17 protein-coding genes are annotated in these 18,579 nt (G+C 71.6%); 10 read left to right on the forward strand and 7 right to left on the reverse strand.

What is annotated here, in order from left to right; genetic code table 11:
• The first annotated feature begins 200 nt into the window (after nt 1–200).
• From BM064_RS03925 to BM064_RS03970, 10 genes are all read left to right on the forward strand, one after another.
• Nucleotides 201–1,037, forward strand: coding sequence for an ABC transporter ATP-binding protein (locus tag BM064_RS03925; protein ID WP_245779045.1), 837 nt, complete (start codon nt 201–203; stop codon nt 1,035–1,037).
• Complete coding sequence (locus BM064_RS03930; RefSeq protein WP_092858095.1) at nt 1,034–1,852, forward strand: ABC transporter ATP-binding protein; 819 nt, start codon at nt 1,034–1,036, stop codon at nt 1,850–1,852. The genes BM064_RS03925 and BM064_RS03930 overlap by 4 nt, the downstream gene beginning before the upstream one ends.
• A complete protein-coding gene (locus tag BM064_RS03935) occupies nt 1,852–3,819 on the forward strand; it encodes an AMP-dependent synthetase/ligase (RefSeq protein ID WP_092858097.1) in 1,968 nt (655 codons plus the stop codon). The genes BM064_RS03930 and BM064_RS03935 overlap by 1 nt, the downstream gene beginning before the upstream one ends.
• Nucleotides 3,816–4,688, forward strand: a complete 873-nt coding sequence (locus tag BM064_RS03940; RefSeq protein ID WP_092858099.1) for a branched-chain amino acid ABC transporter permease — start codon at nt 3,816–3,818, stop codon at nt 4,686–4,688. Before BM064_RS03935 ends, BM064_RS03940 begins: the two co-directional genes overlap by 4 nt.
• Nucleotides 4,688–5,734 (forward strand): branched-chain amino acid ABC transporter permease, encoded by a 1,047-nt coding sequence (locus BM064_RS03945; protein ID WP_092858101.1) that lies wholly within the window; start codon nt 4,688–4,690, stop codon nt 5,732–5,734. Before BM064_RS03940 ends, BM064_RS03945 begins: the two co-directional genes overlap by 1 nt.
• Before the next feature lie 26 nt (nt 5,735–5,760).
• Nucleotides 5,761–6,906, forward strand: coding sequence for an ABC transporter substrate-binding protein (locus BM064_RS03950; protein WP_092858102.1), 1,146 nt, complete (start codon nt 5,761–5,763; stop codon nt 6,904–6,906).
• Nucleotides 6,907–6,981: 75 nt separating this feature from the next.
• Nucleotides 6,982–8,202 (forward strand): NAD(P)/FAD-dependent oxidoreductase, encoded by a 1,221-nt coding sequence (locus BM064_RS03955; protein WP_092858104.1) that lies wholly within the window; start codon nt 6,982–6,984, stop codon nt 8,200–8,202.
• Between the two features lie 235 nt (nt 8,203–8,437).
• Nucleotides 8,438–9,472, forward strand: coding sequence for a TRAP transporter substrate-binding protein (locus BM064_RS03960; protein WP_092858106.1), 1,035 nt, complete (start codon nt 8,438–8,440; stop codon nt 9,470–9,472).
• On the forward strand, nt 9,469–10,002 hold the full coding sequence (locus BM064_RS03965; RefSeq protein WP_092858108.1) for a TRAP transporter small permease: 534 nt from the start codon (nt 9,469–9,471) through the stop codon (nt 10,000–10,002). Before BM064_RS03960 ends, BM064_RS03965 begins: the two co-directional genes overlap by 4 nt.
• Nucleotides 9,999–11,294 (forward strand): TRAP transporter large permease, encoded by a 1,296-nt coding sequence (locus BM064_RS03970; protein WP_092858110.1) that lies wholly within the window; start codon nt 9,999–10,001, stop codon nt 11,292–11,294. Before BM064_RS03965 ends, BM064_RS03970 begins: the two co-directional genes overlap by 4 nt.
• Nucleotides 11,295–11,324: 30 nt before the next feature.
• Here BM064_RS03970 and BM064_RS03975 read toward each other — a convergent pair whose 3' ends face one another.
• From BM064_RS03975 to BM064_RS04005, 7 genes are all read right to left on the reverse strand, one after another.
• Nucleotides 11,325–11,921 (reverse strand): TetR/AcrR family transcriptional regulator, encoded by a 597-nt coding sequence (locus BM064_RS03975; RefSeq protein ID WP_092858112.1) that lies wholly within the window; start codon nt 11,919–11,921, stop codon nt 11,325–11,327.
• Nucleotides 11,922–11,943: 22 nt separating this feature from the next.
• Complete coding sequence (locus BM064_RS03980; protein WP_092858114.1) at nt 11,944–13,500, reverse strand: acyl-CoA synthetase; 1,557 nt, start codon at nt 13,498–13,500, stop codon at nt 11,944–11,946.
• Between the two features lie 52 nt (nt 13,501–13,552).
• Nucleotides 13,553–14,659 (reverse strand): Rv3169 family protein, encoded by a 1,107-nt coding sequence (locus BM064_RS03985; RefSeq protein ID WP_092858116.1) that lies wholly within the window; start codon nt 14,657–14,659, stop codon nt 13,553–13,555.
• Nucleotides 14,660–14,685: 26 nt separating this feature from the next.
• Entirely contained in the window at nt 14,686–15,141 is a 456-nt protein-coding gene (locus BM064_RS03990; protein WP_092858118.1) for a hypothetical protein, read from the reverse strand.
• Complete coding sequence (locus tag BM064_RS03995) at nt 15,132–16,184, reverse strand: phosphotransferase family protein (protein ID WP_092858120.1); 1,053 nt, start codon at nt 16,182–16,184, stop codon at nt 15,132–15,134. The genes BM064_RS03990 and BM064_RS03995 overlap by 10 nt, the downstream gene beginning before the upstream one ends.
• Nucleotides 16,185–16,893: 709 nt before the next feature.
• Complete coding sequence (locus tag BM064_RS04000; RefSeq protein ID WP_092858122.1) at nt 16,894–17,322, reverse strand: hypothetical protein; 429 nt, start codon at nt 17,320–17,322, stop codon at nt 16,894–16,896.
• A 22-nt stretch (nt 17,323–17,344) separates the two neighbouring features.
• A complete protein-coding gene (locus BM064_RS04005; RefSeq protein ID WP_092858124.1) occupies nt 17,345–18,424 on the reverse strand; it encodes an alcohol dehydrogenase catalytic domain-containing protein in 1,080 nt (359 codons plus the stop codon).
• Nucleotides 18,425–18,579: the final 155 nt, after the last annotated feature.

Here is an 18,579-nt window from a genome sequence, read left to right on the forward strand (position 1 = left end):
GGCGCCCCAGGCGCCTCGCGGCCAGATAAAAAACCGTCCAGCCGGATTATATGCTCGCCCAAGGCGGCCGTGTCCCGCATTCATCTGTTGCGCGTGGAACGATCTGTGATAGAGACTCATAAAAAAGCCGAACGTCCAGCCTGCTAATTCCCGCAGGCCCCGGACGCGCAAGATCCGACCGGGCCAGGGAGGCCGACAGCTTGATCCAGACCCAGACCCAGGCGGCCGGGGGCGCGGCGCCCCCGCTGCTCGAGATCCGAAACGCCCGCATCGTCTACGACCACGCGGTCGAGGCGGTGCGCGAAGTCTCGCTGTCGGTCCCGCAGGGCTCTGTGGTGGCGCTGCTGGGCTCGAACGGGGCCGGGAAGTCGACGCTGCTCAAGGCGCTGACCGGCACGCTGGCGCTGGAGGACGGCGAGGTCGAGAAGGGCGCGATCCTGCTCGACGGCGAGGACCTGGGCCGCACCCCCACCGACCGGATCGTCGCCCGCGGCGTCTCGCTGGTCCCGGAAGGCCGGCGCCTGTTCGCCAACCTCACCGTCGAGGACAACATCACCATGGGCGGCCACCTGAAGGGCGCCGCCGACCTCGCCCGCCTGCGCGCGCAGGTCTACGACCTGTTCCCGCGCCTGGCCGAGCGTCGCCGCCAGATCGCGGGCTATCTCTCGGGCGGCGAGCAGCAGATGGTCGCCGTCGGCCGCGCCCTGATGGCCGAGCCCCGCCTGCTGGCGCTGGACGAGCCCAGCCTCGGCCTCGCCCCCCTGATCGTCGACCAGATCTACGCCACCGTCGCCCGCCTGAACGCCGAGTTCGGCATGACCATCCTGCTGGTCGAGCAGAACGCCATGCAGGCGATGGAGATCGCCGACACCGTCTACATCATGGAGAACGGCCGCATCGTGCTCGACGGCCCGGCCGAGCAGATGCGCGGCAACCTCGACGTGCAGGAATACTACCTGGGCTTTTCCGGCGGCGGCGAGCGCCGCAGCTTTCGCGATGTGAAGCACTACAAGCGCCGCAAGCGGTGGCTGTCGTGAGCGCGCCGCTGCTGAAACTGACCGGCGTGACCAAGCGCTTCGGCGGCCTGACCGCGGTCAACGAGGTCTCGACCCATGTCGACGCCGGCGAGATCGTCTCGATCATCGGGCCGAACGGCGCGGGGAAGACCACGCTCTTCAACATGATCTCCGGCGTGCTGCCCCCGACCGAGGGGCGCATCGAGCTCGAGGGCCGCGACCTCGCCCGCGTGGCGCCCCACGACTACGTGCGCCACGGCATCGGGCGCACCTTCCAGAACCTCGCGCTCTTCAAGCACGGCACCGTGGTCGACAACATCCTCGTCGGCCGCCACTGGCGCATGAAGACCTCGCTGGTCGAGGCCGTCTTCCACTTCGGCCGCCCCCGGCGCGAGGAAATCGCGGCCCGCGAGCGCGCCGAGGAGATCATCGAGTTCCTCGAGATCGAGACCATCCGCGACAAGGTCGTCGGAACCCTCTCCTACGGCCAGCAGAAGCGCGTCGAACTGGGCCGCGCCCTCGCGACCGACCCGAAACTCCTGCTGCTGGACGAGATCGTCGCCGGCATGAACCAGGAGGAGACCGAGGACATCGCCCGCTTCATCCTCGACATCCGCGACGAGCTGGGCGTCTCGATCCTGATGATCGAGCACGACATGCACCTGGTGATGGACATCTCCGACCGGGTCCACGCCCTGAACTTCGGCGCCACGATCACCGAGGGCCGCCCGGCCGAGGTCCAGGCCCACCCCGGCGTCATCGAGGCCTACCTCGGCGCCAAGGCCGCCGCCGCCCGCGCCGAACCCGCGCCCCTGCTGAAAGCGAGGGCCGGCTGATGACCCTGCACACGCCCCCCCGCCTCCCCGACGCGCCGGCCGAGCTCTTCGCCGCCGACCGCACGCCTCTGCCCCCCGGCCACGACCCGCTGGCCTTCGATATCCTGAAGGCCGGGAACACCACCCTCCCGCGCCTGCTGCGCGAACGCGCCCGCCGCACGCCTTCGGAACTGGCCCTGCGCGAGAAGGACCTCGGCGTCTGGCGCCGCTACGACTGGGCGCATTACGAGCGGCAGGCGCGGCGCTTCGCGCGGGCCTTGCTCAGCCTCGGCATCGGCCGCGGCGACCGGATCGTCATCGCCTCCGAGAACACGCCCGAGTGGTATTACGCCGACCTCGGCGCCGAGATGATCGGCGCGATCCCCGTCGGCATCTACCCCACCAACCCCTGGCCCGAGCTGCAATACATCGCCCGCCACAGCGGCGCCCGCCTCGCGGTCTGCGGCGACCAGGAGCAGACGGACAAGGTCCTCGACGCCCGGGCCAACGGCGAGGGGCTGCCCGAGATGGCCCATATCGTCTGCGTCGACATGAAGGGCATGCGCCTCTACGCCGACCCCCAGCTCACCTCCTTCGAGGCGCTGCTGGAGGCCGGCGACGCGTATCTCGCGGCCCACCCCGACGCCGACGCCCGCATCGACGCGATGCTGGAGGAGACCTCGCCCGACGACGCCGCGCTGATGGTCTACACGTCGGGCACCACCGGCCCGCCCAAGGGCGCGATGCTGACCCATCGCAACATCGTCTACTCGACCCACGCCTACGCCCGCACCGTCGGCGCCGACCGCCGCCGGATCGAGGCGGTCGGCTACCTCCCCCTCTGCCACGCGGCCGAGCGTTGCTACTCGATGGCCATGCTGCTGGTCGCCGGCGGCACGGTGAACTTCGCCGAGTCCATCGACGCCGTGAACCTCAACGTCCGCGAGATCGCCCCCACCTTCATGGTGGGCGTCCCCCGCATCTGGGAGAAGATGAAGGAAGGCTTCGAGTTCCGCCTGCGCGAAAGCGGCCCCGCCCGCCGGCGCATCGCGGACGCCTTCCTGCGCCTCGGCCGCCGCCTCGACGACGCCCGCCAGGCGAACGACGGTCGACTGACCCTCGCGCAAAAGCTGCAATGGCAGGCGGCTTACTGGCTGATGTTCCGCAACGTGCAGCGCCACATGGGCCTCGACCGCACCTATCACCGCCTCTGCGCCGGCGCCTCGGTCAGCCCCGAGACCCTGCGCTTCTTCTCGGTGATCGGCCTGCCGCTGGCGCAGGGCTACGGCATGACCGAGGTCGCCGGCTGCGTCTTCGTCCAGCGCCCCGGTTTCTTCCGCCTCGGCGGCTGCGGCCTGCCGGTCGAGGGCACCGACTACGAGATCGCGCCGGACGGCGAAATCCTCCTCGGCGGCCCCGCGGTCTTCAAGGGCTACTTCCGCGACGCGCAGGCCACCGCGAAGACCATGCGAGGGCCGATGCTCCTGTCCGGCGACGTCGTGGCCACGCTCGACAACGGCGAGATCTCGGTCGTCGACCGCAAGAAGGCGATCATCATCACCTCCGGCGGCAAGAACATCGCCCCCTCGGAGATCGAGAACGCCCTCAAGGATCACCCCTGCATCAAGGAGGTCATCGTCACCGGCGACGGCCGCAAGTTCCTCGGCGCGCTGATCCAGCTCGATTTCGACAACGCCGGTCTCTGGGCGGCCGAGCGGGACCTGCCCTACACGACCTACAAGTCGCTGGCCCAGCTGCCGGAAATGCGCGCCCTGATCCAGAGCGTGGTGGACGAGGTCAACACCCGCTTCGCCCGGGTCGAGAACATCCGCCGCTTCGTGATCCTGGAGAAGGAGCTCGACCACGACGACGGCGAGCTGACCGCCACCCAGAAGGTCCGCCGCTCGATCATCGAGACCAAGTTCGCCCGCGAACTCGAACAGATCTACGGCCCTGCCCAAGGAACCCCGGGGGAGGTCCCCGCATGAACTACCTGATCGAGCTGCTGGTCTCCGGCCTCGCCGTCGGCGCCGTCTACGGCCTGATCGCGATGAGCTTCGCGATCATCTTCAAGGCCACGGGCCTTCTGAACTTCGCGCAGGGCGAGATGGGCATGATCACCGCCTACGTCGCCTTCTCCATCGCCTCGGCCACCGACGGGAACCCCTGGCTGACGGCGGCCGGCGCCATCGTCTTCTCGGTCCTCTTCGCGCTGGCGGTGGAGCGCATCGTGATCCGCCCCATGGTCGACGAGCCGATCCTGGCGCGCATCATGACCACCATCGGCCTCGCGGTGATCTTCCGCTCCGGGACCATGCTGGTCTGGGACGCGCTGCCCCATGACATGGGGCTGGCGGCGGGCTCGGCGCTGGTCGACCTGGGCGGCGTCCGGGTCCGCGGCGCCCAGATCGGGGTGGTCGTGGCGCTCGCCGTCGCGGTCGCGGCGATGCTCGCCTTCTTCCGGTATTCCCGCTTCGGCATCGCCATGCGCGCCGTCGCCTCCGACGACGCCACCGCCCGGCTGATGGGGGTGAAGACCGCCCGCGTCCAGCAGGCCGCCTGGGGCGCGGCCGCGGTCATGTCCGGCATCGCCGGCGCCCTCTTCGCCATCGCCTGGGAGCTCTCGCCCTCCCTCTACGCGCTGGGGCTGAAATCCTTCCCCGCCACGATCCTGGGCGGGCTCGACTCGGTGGTCGGCTCCGCCTTCGGCGGCGTCGTCATCGGCATCACCGAGAACCTGGTCGGCGGCTACCTCAGCCCCGGCCTGAAGGAGGTCGCCGGCTTCGTCATCATCATCGCCATCCTCATGGTCCGTCCCTACGGCCTGTTCGGCGAAAAGCGGATCGAGAGGCTCTGATGCGCTCCGGCTTCTACAAGCAGACCATCGCCGAGCACCTGGCGCTGACCGACAGCTGGACGCAGCGCGCCTGGATCGCCGTCGCGCTGGCGGCCCTGGCGACGGCGCCCTTCGTCCTCGACACCTACCTTCTCACGCTGGTCACGCTGATGATGATCACCGCGGTCGGGGGGATCGGGCTGAACATCCTCACCGGCTGGACGGGGCTGATCTCGCTCGGCCAGACCGGGTTCATGGTGCTGGGCGCCTACGGCTACGCGATCCCGGTCGAGACCTGGGGCTGGGATCCGCTGGCGGGCTTCCTGCTGGCGGGGCTCGTGCCGGCGGCGGCCTCGGTGCTGGTGGGCATCCCCTCGCTGCGGCTGACGGGGCTCTATCTCGCGATCACCACGCTCGCCTCCGCCTTCATCGTGGTGCACCTGGTGCTGGAGTTTCCGGGGCTGACCAACGGCGCCTCGGGCATCTTCGTGAACCGCCCGACAGTGCTGGGCTGGACGGTCTTCACCGACCAGGACCTGTTCCGGCTGGTGGCGATCTTCCTGGTGCTGACGATCCTCGGCGCGCTCAACCTGCGCCGCTCGCGCATCGGGCGCGCCTGGTTCGCGATCCGCGACAAGGACGACGCGGCCCGCGTGATGGGCGTCGATCTGCGGACCTACAAGCTCTACGCCTTCGTCGCCTCCTCCTTCGTGGTGGGCCTCTCCGGCGCGCTCTACGGCATCTTCCTCAGCTTCGTGACGGTGGACGGCTTCCCCTTCCTGCTGTCGATCGAGGCGCTGGCGATGCTGATCGTGGGCGGCATGGGCTCGATCGCCGGCGCGGTCCTGGGGGCGGTGTTCCTGGTGGGCCTGCCCGAGGTCGTCTCGATGGTCTTCTCGGCCTTCGGCGACAGCGCCCGGGCCCTGCTCTCGACCGGCGCGCACGAGGTGAAGGGCGTCCTCTACGGGCTGGTGATCATCGGGTTCCTGCGGCTCCAGCCCGAGGGGCTGATGGGCCTGTGGCGAGACGCGCAGCGGGTCTGGACGCTCTGGCCCCTGCGCTACTGAACAAGAACGACAGGGAGGACAAATCAATGAAATCATGGAAAGGCGCGGCGCTTCTGGCCGCGGCCCTGGCCGCCCCCGCGATGGCCGCCGACCAGGGCGTGACCGACACCGAGATCCTGCTGGGCGAGGTCGAGCCCCTGACCGGCCCGCCGGGCCTGCTGGGCATCGCCCACAACCTCGGCGTCCGCCTGGCGCTGGCCGAGGCCAACGCCGCCGGCGGCGTCGGCGGCCGCACCCTGAAGCTGGTGGCCGAGGACGACGGCTACGTCACCTCCCGCACCATCCAGAGCCTTCGCAAGCTGATCGGCGTCGACAAGGTTTTTGCATTGACCGCCGTCTCCGGCTCCGGCCAGGCCGTCGCCTCGATCCCGGTGCTCAAGCAGTCCGGCATCCCCACGATGATCCCCATCGGCCCGCTGCCGCCGCTCTACGAGCCACCGATGGACAACGTCTTCGTCGTCGGCCAGTCCTACACCGAGGGGATGCACCAGCTCGCCCTGTTCCTGGCCGAAAAGCACCCCGGCGCGAAATGGGGCGTGATCACCCAGGACGACGACTACGGCGCCGCGCTCCGCGAGGGCATCGAGCAGGCCAAGGGCGAGGCCCAGATCGAGGTCGCGTTCGAGACCCGCTACGCCCGCGGCCAGAAGGACTTTTCCTCCGAGATGCTCCGCGTGAAGGACGCGGGCGTCGAGGTCCTGATCGCCGGCGGCATCATCTCCGAGAACATCGCCATGGTGAAGGAGGCCGAGAAGCTGGGCATCACGCCGGCCATCGCCACCTTCTGGCCCGGCCGCGTGCCGGAGGTGCTGAAGGCCATCGGCCCGGCCTCGGACGGGATCTACGCCGTCGACTACGTGGCCCCGATCCAGTCCGACGCCGGCCAGGCCTTCCTGGAGCTGGCGCGCAAACACCTGACCGAGGACGAGGTCGCCCGCGTCAACCGCTACACGATGACCGGCTACACCTCGACCCGCCTGCTGATCGCGGCCATGCAGACCTGCGCCGAGGACCTGACCTGGGCCTGCACCAACCAGGCGCTGGCCGACGGCCCGGCCGTCGACACCGGCGTGATGGCCCCCGCAGCCTTCGCGGGCGGGCGGTTCACCAACTCGCCCGTCACCATCATGCAGGCCGACTACGAGACCCTTAGCTACGCCCCGGTCGACTGACCTGAGGCCCCACGACCCCCACGGCGGCGGCCCCCGGTCGCCGCCGTTCTCATGCGCGAACGACAGGAGAGAGCGATGGCCGGCGTGGTGATCGTGGGCGGCGGGCAGGGCGGCTTCCAGGCCGCGGCAAGCCTGCGGCAGGAGGGATACGAGGGCCCCGTGACCCTTGTCGGCGACGAGCCGGGCCTGCCCTACCAGCGCCCGCCCCTCTCGAAGGCCTATCTCAAGGACGGCGACGCCGCCCGCCTCGCCCTGCGGCCGCAAGCCTTCTACGCGGCCTCCGACATCGCCCTCGTCCACGACCGGGCGACGGCGCTGGATCGCGACGCCCGCAAGGTCGCCCTCGCCTCCGGCCGCGTGCTGCCCTACGACCACCTGATCCTCGCCCCCGGCGCCCGCAACGCCCGCCCGCCGCTGCCCGGCATCGACGCCCCCGGCGTCCTCGGCCTGCGCACGCTCGCCGACGCCCGGGCCCTGCGCGAGGCGCTCCCCGGCCCCGACGCGCCCATCGTGGTCATCGGCGGCGGCTTCATCGGGCTCGAGTTCGCCGCCGTCGCCCGCGCCCACGGCTGCGCCGTCACGGTGGTCGAGGCCGCCCCCCGCCTGATGTCCCGCGCCGTCTCGTCCGAGACCTCCGCCCGCTTCCGCGCGAAGCACGAGGCCCTCGGCGTCGCCCTCGCCCTCGGCGTCCCCGTGACCGAGGTCCTGACCGACCCCGCCGGCCGCGCCCGCGGCGTGGCGCTGGCCGACGGGACCGAGATCCCCGGCGCCCTGGTCCTGCTCGCCGTCGGCGTGCGCCCCAACGTGGAACTGGCGCAGGCCGCCGGCCTCGACATCGCCGACGGCATCGCCGTGGACGCGCATCTGCTGACCTCCGACCCCGCGATCTCGGCGCTGGGCGACGCCTGCAGCTTCCCCGACCCACGCACCCGCCAGCGGGTCCGCCTCGAATCCGTCCAGGCCGCCACCGACCACGCCCGCGCCATCGCCCGCCGACTGACCGGCCGCCCGGCGCCCTACGCCGCCCTGCCGTGGTTCTGGAGCGACCAGGCCGACTGGAAGCTCCAGATCGCCGGCCTGCCGCCGCGCGAGGAAACCGCGACCGAGCTCCACGACCTCCCCCGCGGCGGCTTCGCCGTGCACCGCTGGGAGGGCGACGTGCTGGTCTGCGTCGAGACCGTGAACGCCCCGGCCGAGCACATGGCCGCCCGCCGCCTGCTCGCCTCCGGACCCGTGACCCGCGCCGCGCTCGCCGCGCAGGAGGGCAGCCTCGCCCGCCTCGCGAAAGCCGGCTGACGGGTCGGGGAATTCGCCCGATCCGGACGACAGGACGACTCAAGCGTTGGAGCAATAGACTGTTTCCGCTCGATTCATTCCCATTGCATAAACCGGACAGCCGGTTAATAATTGATCGTCGAGCCGCCGCCGCCTCGGGGAAGGCGGCGGACGACGTCGCGGGGCCGGGAGCCCCCGACGCAAGGACGCCGGACGCGGAAAAGCGCCGGCGCGACGCCAGACAGGGAGGAAGACGATGAAGATGGATCGACGCCTGGCGGGCCTCGCGGGGCTCGCCCTGCTGGCGGCCGCCCAGACCGCGCCGGCGCAGGCCGAGACGGTGCTGCGCTACTCGAACTGGCTGCCCGCGGGCCACTCGGTGCTGGAAGGCGCCATAAAGCCCTTCATCGCCGAGGTCGCGGAGAAGACCGAGGGCCGGGTGACCATCGAGACCCTGCCCAAGGTCGTCGGCACCGTGCCCGGCCAGTACGACGTCGCCGTCGACGGGCTCGCCGACATCACCTTCTTGGTGCTCGGCTACACCCCCGGCCGCTTCCCGCTGACCGAGGTGGCGGAGCTGCCCTTCTCCAACTTCGACCCCAGCGCGCTCAGCATCGCCCTGTGGCGCCTGTTCGAGGCCGAGATCGAGCCGCGCGACGAGTTCAAGGGCGTGAAGGTGCTGACGCTCGCCGTCACCACCCCCTCCCAGATCGCCACCCGCACCCAGCCCATCGAAAGCCTCGACCAGCTCCAGGGCCTGAAGATGCGCAACCCCGTCGCCAGCTTCACCGCCGCCTCCGAGGCGCTGGGCACCGTACCGATCAACAAGCCGGTGTCGGAGATGTACGAGCTCGCCTCCTCGGGCGTCGTCGACGGCACCTTCACCCCCCTCGACACCATGAAGAGCTTCCGCCTGATGGAGGTCATGCCCTACATGACCAAGGTCGAGGGCGGCCTGTTCCAGCCCGCGCTGGGCCTGGTGATGAACCGCGACGCCTGGGGGAGCCTCAGCCCCGAGGATCAGGCCGTCGTCATGGCCGCCGCCGGCGAGAAGATGGCCGGGATCATCGGCGCCGGCTACGCCGCCAACGACGTCGCCGCCGAGGCCGAGATGAACGCGCTGGAAACCGGCGGCGTCATCGAGGCGAGCCCCGAGATGATGGCCGCCCTGCGCGAGCGTCTCGCCTTCGTCGAGAAGGCCTGGATCGAGAAGGCCGAGGGCCTCGGCGTCGCCAACGCCGCCGAGCTGCCCGGCCGGCTGCGCGACGAGACGGCGGCGCTGTCGAAATGACCTCCGGATCCGGGGGACCGGGGCCGGCGCGCCGGCTCTGGTCCCGGCTGCTGCGCGCGGTGGAGGCGGTCTCGGCCGTCTCCATCCTCGTGATGATGGGGCTGATGACGGCGGACGTGATCGGCCGCGAGGGGCTGAACCGCCCGCTGCCCGGCGCCTCGGAGCTGATCGAGTTCTGCCTGGTGGCCGCGGTCTTCACCGGCCTGGTCTTCGTCTCCTGGCGCGAGCGGCACATCACCGCCGACCTGTTCGACGCGCTGCTCGGCCGCCGCGGCCGGCTGGCGCTGCGGGCCTTCGGCTGCGCCATCGGCGCGGGGATCTTCGGGCTCGCCGCGCCGCAGATGCTGCGGCTCGCGCGGCGGGCGGCGGACTTCGGCGACGTCTCGGCGACCTTCGGCGTCCCGATGGGCTGGCCGCTGGGCGTCATGACCGCGCTGTGCGCCGTCTGCGCGCTGGCCTTCGTCCTGCGCGCGGTCCTGCTGGCCGCGGTCCTGCTTCGCGGCGAAGATCTCGAGGAGGGCGCGGAATGACCGTCGCGCTGCTGGGCTTCCTTGCGGCCTTCGTCCTGATCTTCGCCCGCGTGCCGGTGGCGGTGGCGCTGATGTCGGTGGGGACCGCCGGGATCTGGCTGACCTACGGCGCCAAGATGGCGCTCGCCTCGATGGCGCTGGTGGTGAAGGAGACGACGCTCGCCTACACCCTGACCGTCATCCCCCTCTTCATCCTGATGGGCGCCGCGGTGGCCCGCGGGGGGCTCGCCGAAGAGCTCTACGACGCCGCCCGCGCCCTGGTGGGGCGGTTCCGCGGCGGGCTCGCCTTCGCCACGATCCTGTCGTGCGGGGGCTTCGCCGCCGTCTCCGGCTCCTCGGTCGCGACCGCCGTCACCCTGTCGCGCATCGCGGTGCCCGAGATGCGGCGTCGCGGCTATTCCGACGGCCTCGCCACCGGCGCGGTCGCCGCCGGCGGCACGCTGGGCATCCTGATCCCGCCCAGCGTGATCATGGTCGTCTACGGCATCACCACCGAGACCCCGATCGGCGAGCTCTTCGCCGCCGGCATGATCCCGGGCCTGCTGGGCATCGCGGGCTACTGCCTCGCCATCGCCTGGATCGTCTGGCGCCGCCCGCAGAGCGCCCCCGCCGGCGAGCGGGTCGCCTTCGCCGAGGTCCGCGCGGCGCTGGGCCGGGTCTGGGCGGTGCTGCTCCTCTTCGCCGTGGTCATCGGCGGCATCTACGGCGGCCTCTTCACGCCGACCGAGGCCGCCGGCGTCGGCGCCGCGTGCAGCCTCGTGATCGTGGCCCTGCGCGGCGACCTGACCCTGCGCGTGCTGTGGGAGATCCTGGTCTCCACCGCCGAGGTCACGGCCGCGATCTTCGCGATCCTGATCGGCGCCACGGTCTTCGCCGAGTTCCTCAACTTCTCCGGCGCGCATGAGGGCGTGCTGGCGGTGGTGCGCGACGCAGGCCTCGCGCCCTGGGCGGTGATCGCGGCGATCCTCGCGATCTACCTGGTGATGGGCTGCGTGCTGGAAAGCCTGTCGATGATGCTGCTGACGGTGCCGCTGTTCTTCCCCATCGTGACGGGGCTGGGCTTCGATCCGGTCTGGTTCGGCATCGTGGTGGTGATGGCGGTCGAGATCGGGCTGATCACGCCGCCGCTGGGCATGAACCTCTTCGTCATGCGCACGGTGGTGCGCGACGTGCCGCTGTGGACCCTCTACCGCGGCGTCGCGCCCTTCGTGGCGGCGGACGTGCTGCGGCTGATCCTGCTGGCGGCGATCCCGGGGATCTCGCTGTTCCTGCCGGAACTTCTGTTCCGTTGATCGGAACGGACGTTTCGGAAATCGGCTGGTTCAGCCCTTGAAGCTGAGCCAGCCGTGCAGGAAGGCCTTGTTGACCTGGGCGGCCATCTCCTCGGCCCGGATCGGGCCGTCGGGGCGGAACCAGCGGTCGGACCAGTTCAGCACGCCCATCAGGTAGAGCGCCATCGGGCGCAGCATCTCGGCCGGCGCCTCGGGGTTGGCGGCGGCGAGCCGCTCGCCCAGCCGTTCCATCACCTGCCGCTGCAGGGCCTGCATCTCGGTGCGGCGCTCGGGCGAGAGGTAAATGACGTCGTGGATCGCCACCAGGTTGCGGTGGCGGGCCTTGGCGGAGGCCTCGAGGAAGCCGCGCACGAAGCCCTCCAGCCGCGCGCGCTCGACCTCGGGGTCGGCGTCGATCTCGCCGTCGAGGCTGTCGGCGACCTGCTGGAGATGCTCGCGGATCAGGTGGTGGAGGATGTCGTCCTTGGCCGGAAAATAGTGGTAGACCATGGCCTTGGAGACGCCGCAGGCCCTGGCGATCTCGGCGATGCGCACCGCGGGGTAGCCAGACTCGGCGAAGAGCCGGGCGGAGGCGTCCACGATCGCCTGCCGCTTCTCGCCGTAGTCGGCCGCCTGAACCCGCGCCATGCAGCGCCCCCCTGTCCTCGTCCTAGCCTACCGAGCGTCGCCGGTCCGCCCACCAGGGCGCGCGCAGCTCAGCTTTCACGATCTTGCCGGCGGCCGAAAGCGGCAGGGCGTCACGGACCTCGAGGCTGCGGGGGCACTTGAAGCCGGCCAGCCGCGCGCGGCAATGGGCGCGGATCTCCTCGAAGGTGGCCGAGCGGCCGGGGCGGAACACCACGACGGCGTGGACCGCCTCGCCCCATTCCTCGGAAGGTATTGCGATCACGGCGCAATCCTGCACGGCGGGATGGGCGAAGATCGCGTTCTCGACCTCCTTGGAATAGACGTTCTCGCCGCCCGAGACGATCATGTCCTTCACCCGGTCGGTGATGTGGACGAAGCCGTCCGCGTCCATGAAGCCGCCGTCCCCCGTCAGCAGCCAGCCGTCGTGGAAGGCGGCCGCGGTCTGCTCGGACTGGTTCCAGTAGCCGGGCGTGATCTGGGGGCCGCGGAGCAGGATCTCGCCCGCCTCGCCGCGCGGCAGCTCCTCGCCGCCGCCGGGGGGCGCGATGCGCACGTCGATGCCGTAGGCCGCCCGCCCGGTGGCGGCGCGCTTGCTGGGGCCCTCGTCGCTCTCGAAATGGTGGCGCCAGGGGAGGGAGAGGGTCAGGGCCGTCGCCTCGGTCAGGCCGTAGCCCTGGATGAAGCGGCAGTCGGGGAGGCGCGCCATCGCCGCCTCCAGCACCGAGAGCGAGATCGGCGAGGCGCCGTATTCGATCAGCCGCAACGACGACAGGTCGTAGTCGGCCGAGCGCGGGTGATTGACCAGCGTGTTGATCATGGTCGGCACGAACAGGCAGTAGGTCACCCGGCGCCGCTGGATCGTCTCCATCGCCGCCTCGGCGTCGAACTTGGGCAGCAGGACGTGGGTTCCCCCCGCCATGGTCAGCGCGAAGAGGGGGATCGAGCCCGCCAGGTGGAAGAACCCGGCCGAGTGCAGGAACACCGTCTCGTCGGAGAAATGCAGGCTGGCGATCCAGTTGACCGCCGCGAAGGTCAGGTTGGCGTGCGTCAGCATCACCCCCTTCGACCGGCCCGTGGTGCCGCCGGTGTAGCACAGGCTGCACAGGTCCTCGCCCGAGCCGGAGCGGTCGGGCAGGGGGGCGTGGGCGGCGATCAGCGCCTCGTGGCCCTCCATCTCCGCGGGGACCGGGCCGGGGCCCATGTGGATGGCCGAGGCGATGCCGGCGCGGCGGCGCAGCTCGGGCGCCTGGTCGCGGAAGGCGGCGTCGACGATCAGCACCTTCGGGGTGAAGTCCAGCAGCGCCGCCGCCGTCTCCTCCACCGACCAGCGGGTGTTGAGCGGGACCGAGACCGCCCCCGCCCGCGCGATGGCGTAGAGCGCCTCGAGGTAGTCGGCCGAGTTCATCGCCAGGATCGCCACCCGGTCTCCGGGCTCGACCCCCATGGCGACGAGGCCGCCGGCGAGGCGGGCGACCCGCTCGCCGACCTCGGCCCAGGTGCGCGTGGTCTCGCCGTCGATCACGGCGGGGAAGCGGCCGCGGGTCTGCACCGCCCGCTCCAGGCTCGACATGAACCGCATCTCATCCTCCCTGGATGGTCCCGGCGCGCGAGACGCGCCGGGGGGCGTCGCGTCAGAGCGGCTCGTGCGCCTGCGCGATCCGGTATTTCGGGTAGCCCTTGGCGACGCCGTATTCGCTCATCCCCCAGCCCACGGCGCCGTCGCATTCCACGCGGGTGAAGTGGTCGCCCAGCTGGCGGGCCTGGCGACGGGTCTCGGGGTCGGAGAGGTCCCAGACGTAGTGGTCCGCGTGCTCGCGCCCCATGTCGTCGCCGTGGTTCCAGCCCTTGTGCCCGCCATAGCCGCCGCCCTTGAGGAAGAACCGCCCCGGCTGGGGATCGAGGGTGATGCGCCGCCGCCCGCCGTCCGCGTAGAGCAGGTCGAGGGTCCCGCCCGTCCAGGTCTGGCCCAGCGGGTCGTCGGCCCAGTCGATCTCGTGCTCGACCTTGATGACGTGGCGGGTGCGGCCTTCGCGGGCGACCTCCTCGCCGGAGAGGAAGAACGGGGCGCCGGGCTCGCGTTCCTTGAGGAACAGGGACAGCGCGAAGTCGTCGAACTGGTAGGTCAGCCAGAACCAGAAGAAGTCCTTGTAGGCGGGCAGGCTGTCGTTCGAGGCCATGTCCGTCTGCATCCGCGAGCGGATGCCCCAGGAGTGGTCGCGCTGGGACCACCAGGTCTCGGGCGCGACGTCGAAGCGGCGGCCGTTCAGCTCGATCCAGCCCTGGAGGCGGCCGAACTGGGTCATGCGGGTCAGGTCCTCCTCGACCCGGTTGCGCTTGCGGCGGAAGCTCTGCGCCTCCTGCAGCCCGTCGAAGGTGGCGAGCCAGTCGAGCTCGAAACTCAGGCCCGAGCGGTTCTCGCCCAGCGTCAGGCGGTGGCGCTTCAGGCCCTCGATCACCTGGAAGCCGAGCGGGCCGACGCGGGCGCCCAGCGGGTCGCGGCCGAGGCGGCGGGAGACGCGCAGGGTGGTCTGCACCCCGTCCACCGTCACGCCCGCGAAGGCGTCCATGACGTTGCGGTTGGGGTACCAGCCGAGGCCAAGGTCCAGCACCACGCCGGGCAGGTCGATGGGGGCGCCGGAGTACCAGTAGCGCTCGGTCCAGCGCTCGTCGCTGGAGGCGACGTGGTTGAAGGTGGTCGGCGTCTGGTGGCCGAGCAGGTCGTCCTGGGGCGACAGCATGGGCGTCCTCTCCCTTTTTATGGTCGTCAGCCGCGGGTCATCGACGAGAAGTCGATGGCCGCGATGCGTCTGCGTTCGGCCGCGAGCATTCCCTGCAGCGCCTCGCGCAGCAGACGCTCGATGGCGTCGCGGCGGGCGGCGTCGAGCGCCCGGCCGGGGCCGTGCAGCCAGTCGAGCCAGGCCGCGGTCTCGGCCTGCCGGGCGGCGAGCCGGGCGCGGAGCCCGCCCTGCGGCGCGGCGGGTGCGGGGGCGCCGGCCTCGCCGGCCGCGGTCTCGGCGGCCTTCGCCAGGCGGGGTTCGAGGGCGGCGAGCTGTTCGTCCAGCATCTCGCCCGACCACTCCAGCAGCGGGGCGATCTTGCCCAGCACGTCCACGGCGGCGAAAAGCTGCGAGCGGGCGTGGTCGTCGTCGAGCGTCGGCGCCACGTCCTGCACGAGGCGGTCGCGCAGGACCTCGCAGATCTGGGCGGGGGTCATGTCCATCGGATCGCCTTGATCATGCTCATCAGGCCCATCTGGGCGGCGGCGGGCTGCAGGCCCATCACCGCGAGGCGCGCGTCATGGACCGCACCGCGGCGCACCCGCTCGCGCGCCATCAGCAGCAGGCAGGCGGCCTTGAACTGGCCCAGCACCTCGAAATAGCGGATGCGGTCGGGGTCGATCGCGAGGCCGGTGCGGGCGGCGTAGCGCTGCAGGAACCCGGCGCGGTCGAGGCGGCCGCCCAGCGTGGTCTCGGTGCCGCCCAGCGTGCGCAGGCCGGCCCAGGCGAGGTCCTCGTGCGGGTCGCCGAGATGAGTCAGCTCCCAGTCCAGGATCCCCGAGATGCGGCCGTCCTTCACCATGTAGTTGCCGACCCGGTAGTCGCCGTGCAGCAGGGCGACGCGCACGGCGGTGGGGGCGTGCTCGTGCAGCCAGGCGGCGGCGTAGCGCATCGCCGGCGCCTCGGGGCGGCCGTCGGCGCCGGGCAGGCGGGCGACCCAGCGGGCGAGCTCGTCGCGCACGCAGGTCTCGGGCGTCGCCTGCGGGTCCAGCGCGGCGGCGGGGGCGGCGCGCCAGTCGCAGGCGTGGATCGCGGCGAGGCCGGCGGCGAAGTCGTCGAGGATGCGCGGGCCGTCGTCGTCGGCATCGGCGCCGGCGGCGGCGCCGGGCCAGATCGGCATCGGCGTGCGCCCCTCTAGCCGGGTGGTGACGATGAAGGGCGCGCCCAGCACGCAGAGGTCGTCGCTCCACCACAGCGACGTCGCCGCCGGCAGCTCGGCGATCCCGGCGAGCGAGGTCAGCGCCAGGTGCTCGGGACGCGCCGAGTAGGGGGCGAGCAGCCCGTTGGGGTCGCCGATGCGCAGGATCAGCGGCCGGTCGGCCTCCCCCTCGCGCCGCAGGGTGAAGCTGATCGTGGCCCAGGAGAGCCCTGCGGTGAACCGGTGCAGGTCGCGCACCGCGACCGGCGCGCCGATCCGCTGCTCCAGGAAGGCCGCGAGCCGTGGGGCCAGCGCCTCGCTGCGCCAGGCGGGATCACCCTGCGCCATGCTCGCTCCCGCCGGTCCGGTCCGTGAATGTCCGCGTCGTCGTCATGCCGATCCCTGCCAGTCCGCCCGAGGGGCGTGGTCGCAGCGACCCTAAGAAAAACCGGCCAGTCGGTCAATCAATCTTCACCCCACCCGCATCGGCGGCCCGCGGCCGTCGCGCTGGCCGGCGCCGCAGAGCCCGCATGCGAGGGGCGCGGCCATGCAGGACACGGGGCCCGCGGGGCCTGCGTGCACGAGCTCGATCCGAACCCTGGGCGGCAAGGGCCCGGTCGCGGGGCGACGTCGCATGGAAGGCGACGTCGGCGGGCCGGCGGCATGTCCCGGAGACCGGAAGCGCGTCCTTCGCGGCAAAAGCCGCCGGCGCCGCGGCTCCGGCCGGGTCGTCTCCAGGTCGGGCGGCCGCAGGGTCCCGGCCCGGCTCGTCGGGCGGACGGCGCCGTGGCCGAGGCGCCGGAGCCGGCGCCGGTCGCCGGGGTGGCGCGCTCCCGGGTCCGGTCCGCAGGGTCGATCGCGTCGATCGAGCGGCGCGCCCTCGCCCGCGGCGAGGACCGCGCCCGGGTCTTCGCGGGCGTCGCGCAGGGGACGTCGGGCGCGCCGGGCGAGGGTCAGGCCGCCTCCCGCGGCCCGCGGAGGCTTCGCCCTGCGCGCCGGTCGCGGCCCGCCGGCCGGCGCCGGCGACGCCCTGGACATGGGAGGCGGTCGGGCCGGGTCAAATCGGCGTCGCGTCCGGATCGGGCTCGCGCAGATCCTTCAGCGTGGCCGTGCCGCCGAACAGGCCGAGGCTGATGTTCGAGACGTCGCGGAAGATGACGTAGGCCGGCACGCGGCCGGTCTGCCCGGAGGCCTCGCCGAGGATCCTGGTGGCGCGCTCGATGAAGACCTCCTTCGCGGTGGCGTCGAAGCCGCCTTCGAGGGCGTTCACGAGAAGCGTGGCGATCCTGGCGGTGGCGCGCTTGCCCCCGTGATAGATGTCGCCGGCGGGAAGATCGCAGAAGTGCAGGTAGGTCGTGCTGCGCACGAAGTCGGTCCGGGCCAGGCGTTCGCATTCGGCGCCGAGGTCGGTCAGCTTCTCGGCGATGGCGTCCTTGGCCGCCTGGTCGAAGACGCCTTCGGGGGCGCTGAGGAACATGATGGGCATGGCGTGCGTCCTGTCGTGGGGGTCAGTTGAAATCGGTGACGACAACGAAACCCTCGGTTTCGAAGGTCGGCATCCGGTCGAAGATGCTCTGGACGTCGCCCAGCGCGACCTCCTCGGTGATCAGCCTGCTCGGCTGCAGCTTGCCGCTGTCGACGAGGCGGAGGAGTTCGGGGTAGTCGGCGTGCGGGTTGCCCAGCGTGCCGACGAGGGACCATTCCCTGAAGACCATCAGGTCGATCGGCAGCGCGACCTCCCCCTGGTCGTCCTGCGTGGTCAGCCCCGCGACGCACAGACGCCCGCCTTTCGCCAGCGCATGCAGCGACGTGAGGGTGGAGTTCCGGCCGCCCATCGCGTCGATCGCGACGTCGGCGCCGCGGCTTCCGACGAGCGCGTTCAGGCTTTCCCGCACCTCCTCGGGCGTGAGGCCGGAGGAGTTGATCGTGTGGCTCGCCCCCATCGCCCGGGAGGCGTCGAGCGCGCTGTCCTTGGTGTCGATCGCGACCACCAGGGCGCCCATCGCCGCCGCGATCTGCACGGCCGACCGGCCGACGCCGCCGTCGCCGACCACGACGACGGTCTCGCCGGCCTGCACCTGCGCCCGCGAGCGGACGGCCCGGAACGAGGTCATGTAGCGGCACCCCAGCGCCGCGCCGTCCTTTTCGGTGACGTTCGCGGGCAGCGCCACGCAGTTGAGATCCGCGTTCGGCACCCGGGCGAACTGCGCGAAGCCGCCGGAGCCCGGGGTGGTGAAGCCCCAGGAGGCGTTGTCGCACAGGTTCGACAGCCCCTTGCGGCAGTAGGGGCAGTCGCCGTCGGCGAAGTTGAACGGGACGCAGACGCGCATCCCCGGCTTGAAGCGCCGGACGTCGGCGCCCACGCGCTCGACCACGCCGCCGATCTCGTGGCCGAGGGTGATCGGGAGCGGGAGGGTCAGGCCGCACCAGGTCCAGTCGCCGTTCCAGACATGCCAGTCGGTCCGGCAGATGCCGGACGCGCTGGGACGCACGAGGACATCGTCGTCGCCGATGTCCGGGATCGGGACGTCGACGACTTCCATCGGCCGGCGAAGTTCTTCCGCCACCACGGCGCGCATCAATTCCATCTCTGAGCCTCGCTCCACTCTCGGTCCGGGGGGCCGCGCCGACGGCCGGAGGTCTTCCGGCCATGTCGGAACCGCGGGAAGGGAGGCGTCCGCGCGACGGCTCGTGGCAGGAGACGGCGCGGCGCGTCGTCGTAATCGAGCGGCGGAAGCGCCCC

The organism is Albimonas pacifica, from assembly GCF_900113695.1.
Classification (GTDB): Bacteria; Pseudomonadota; Alphaproteobacteria; order Rhodobacterales; family Rhodobacteraceae; genus Albimonas; species Albimonas pacifica.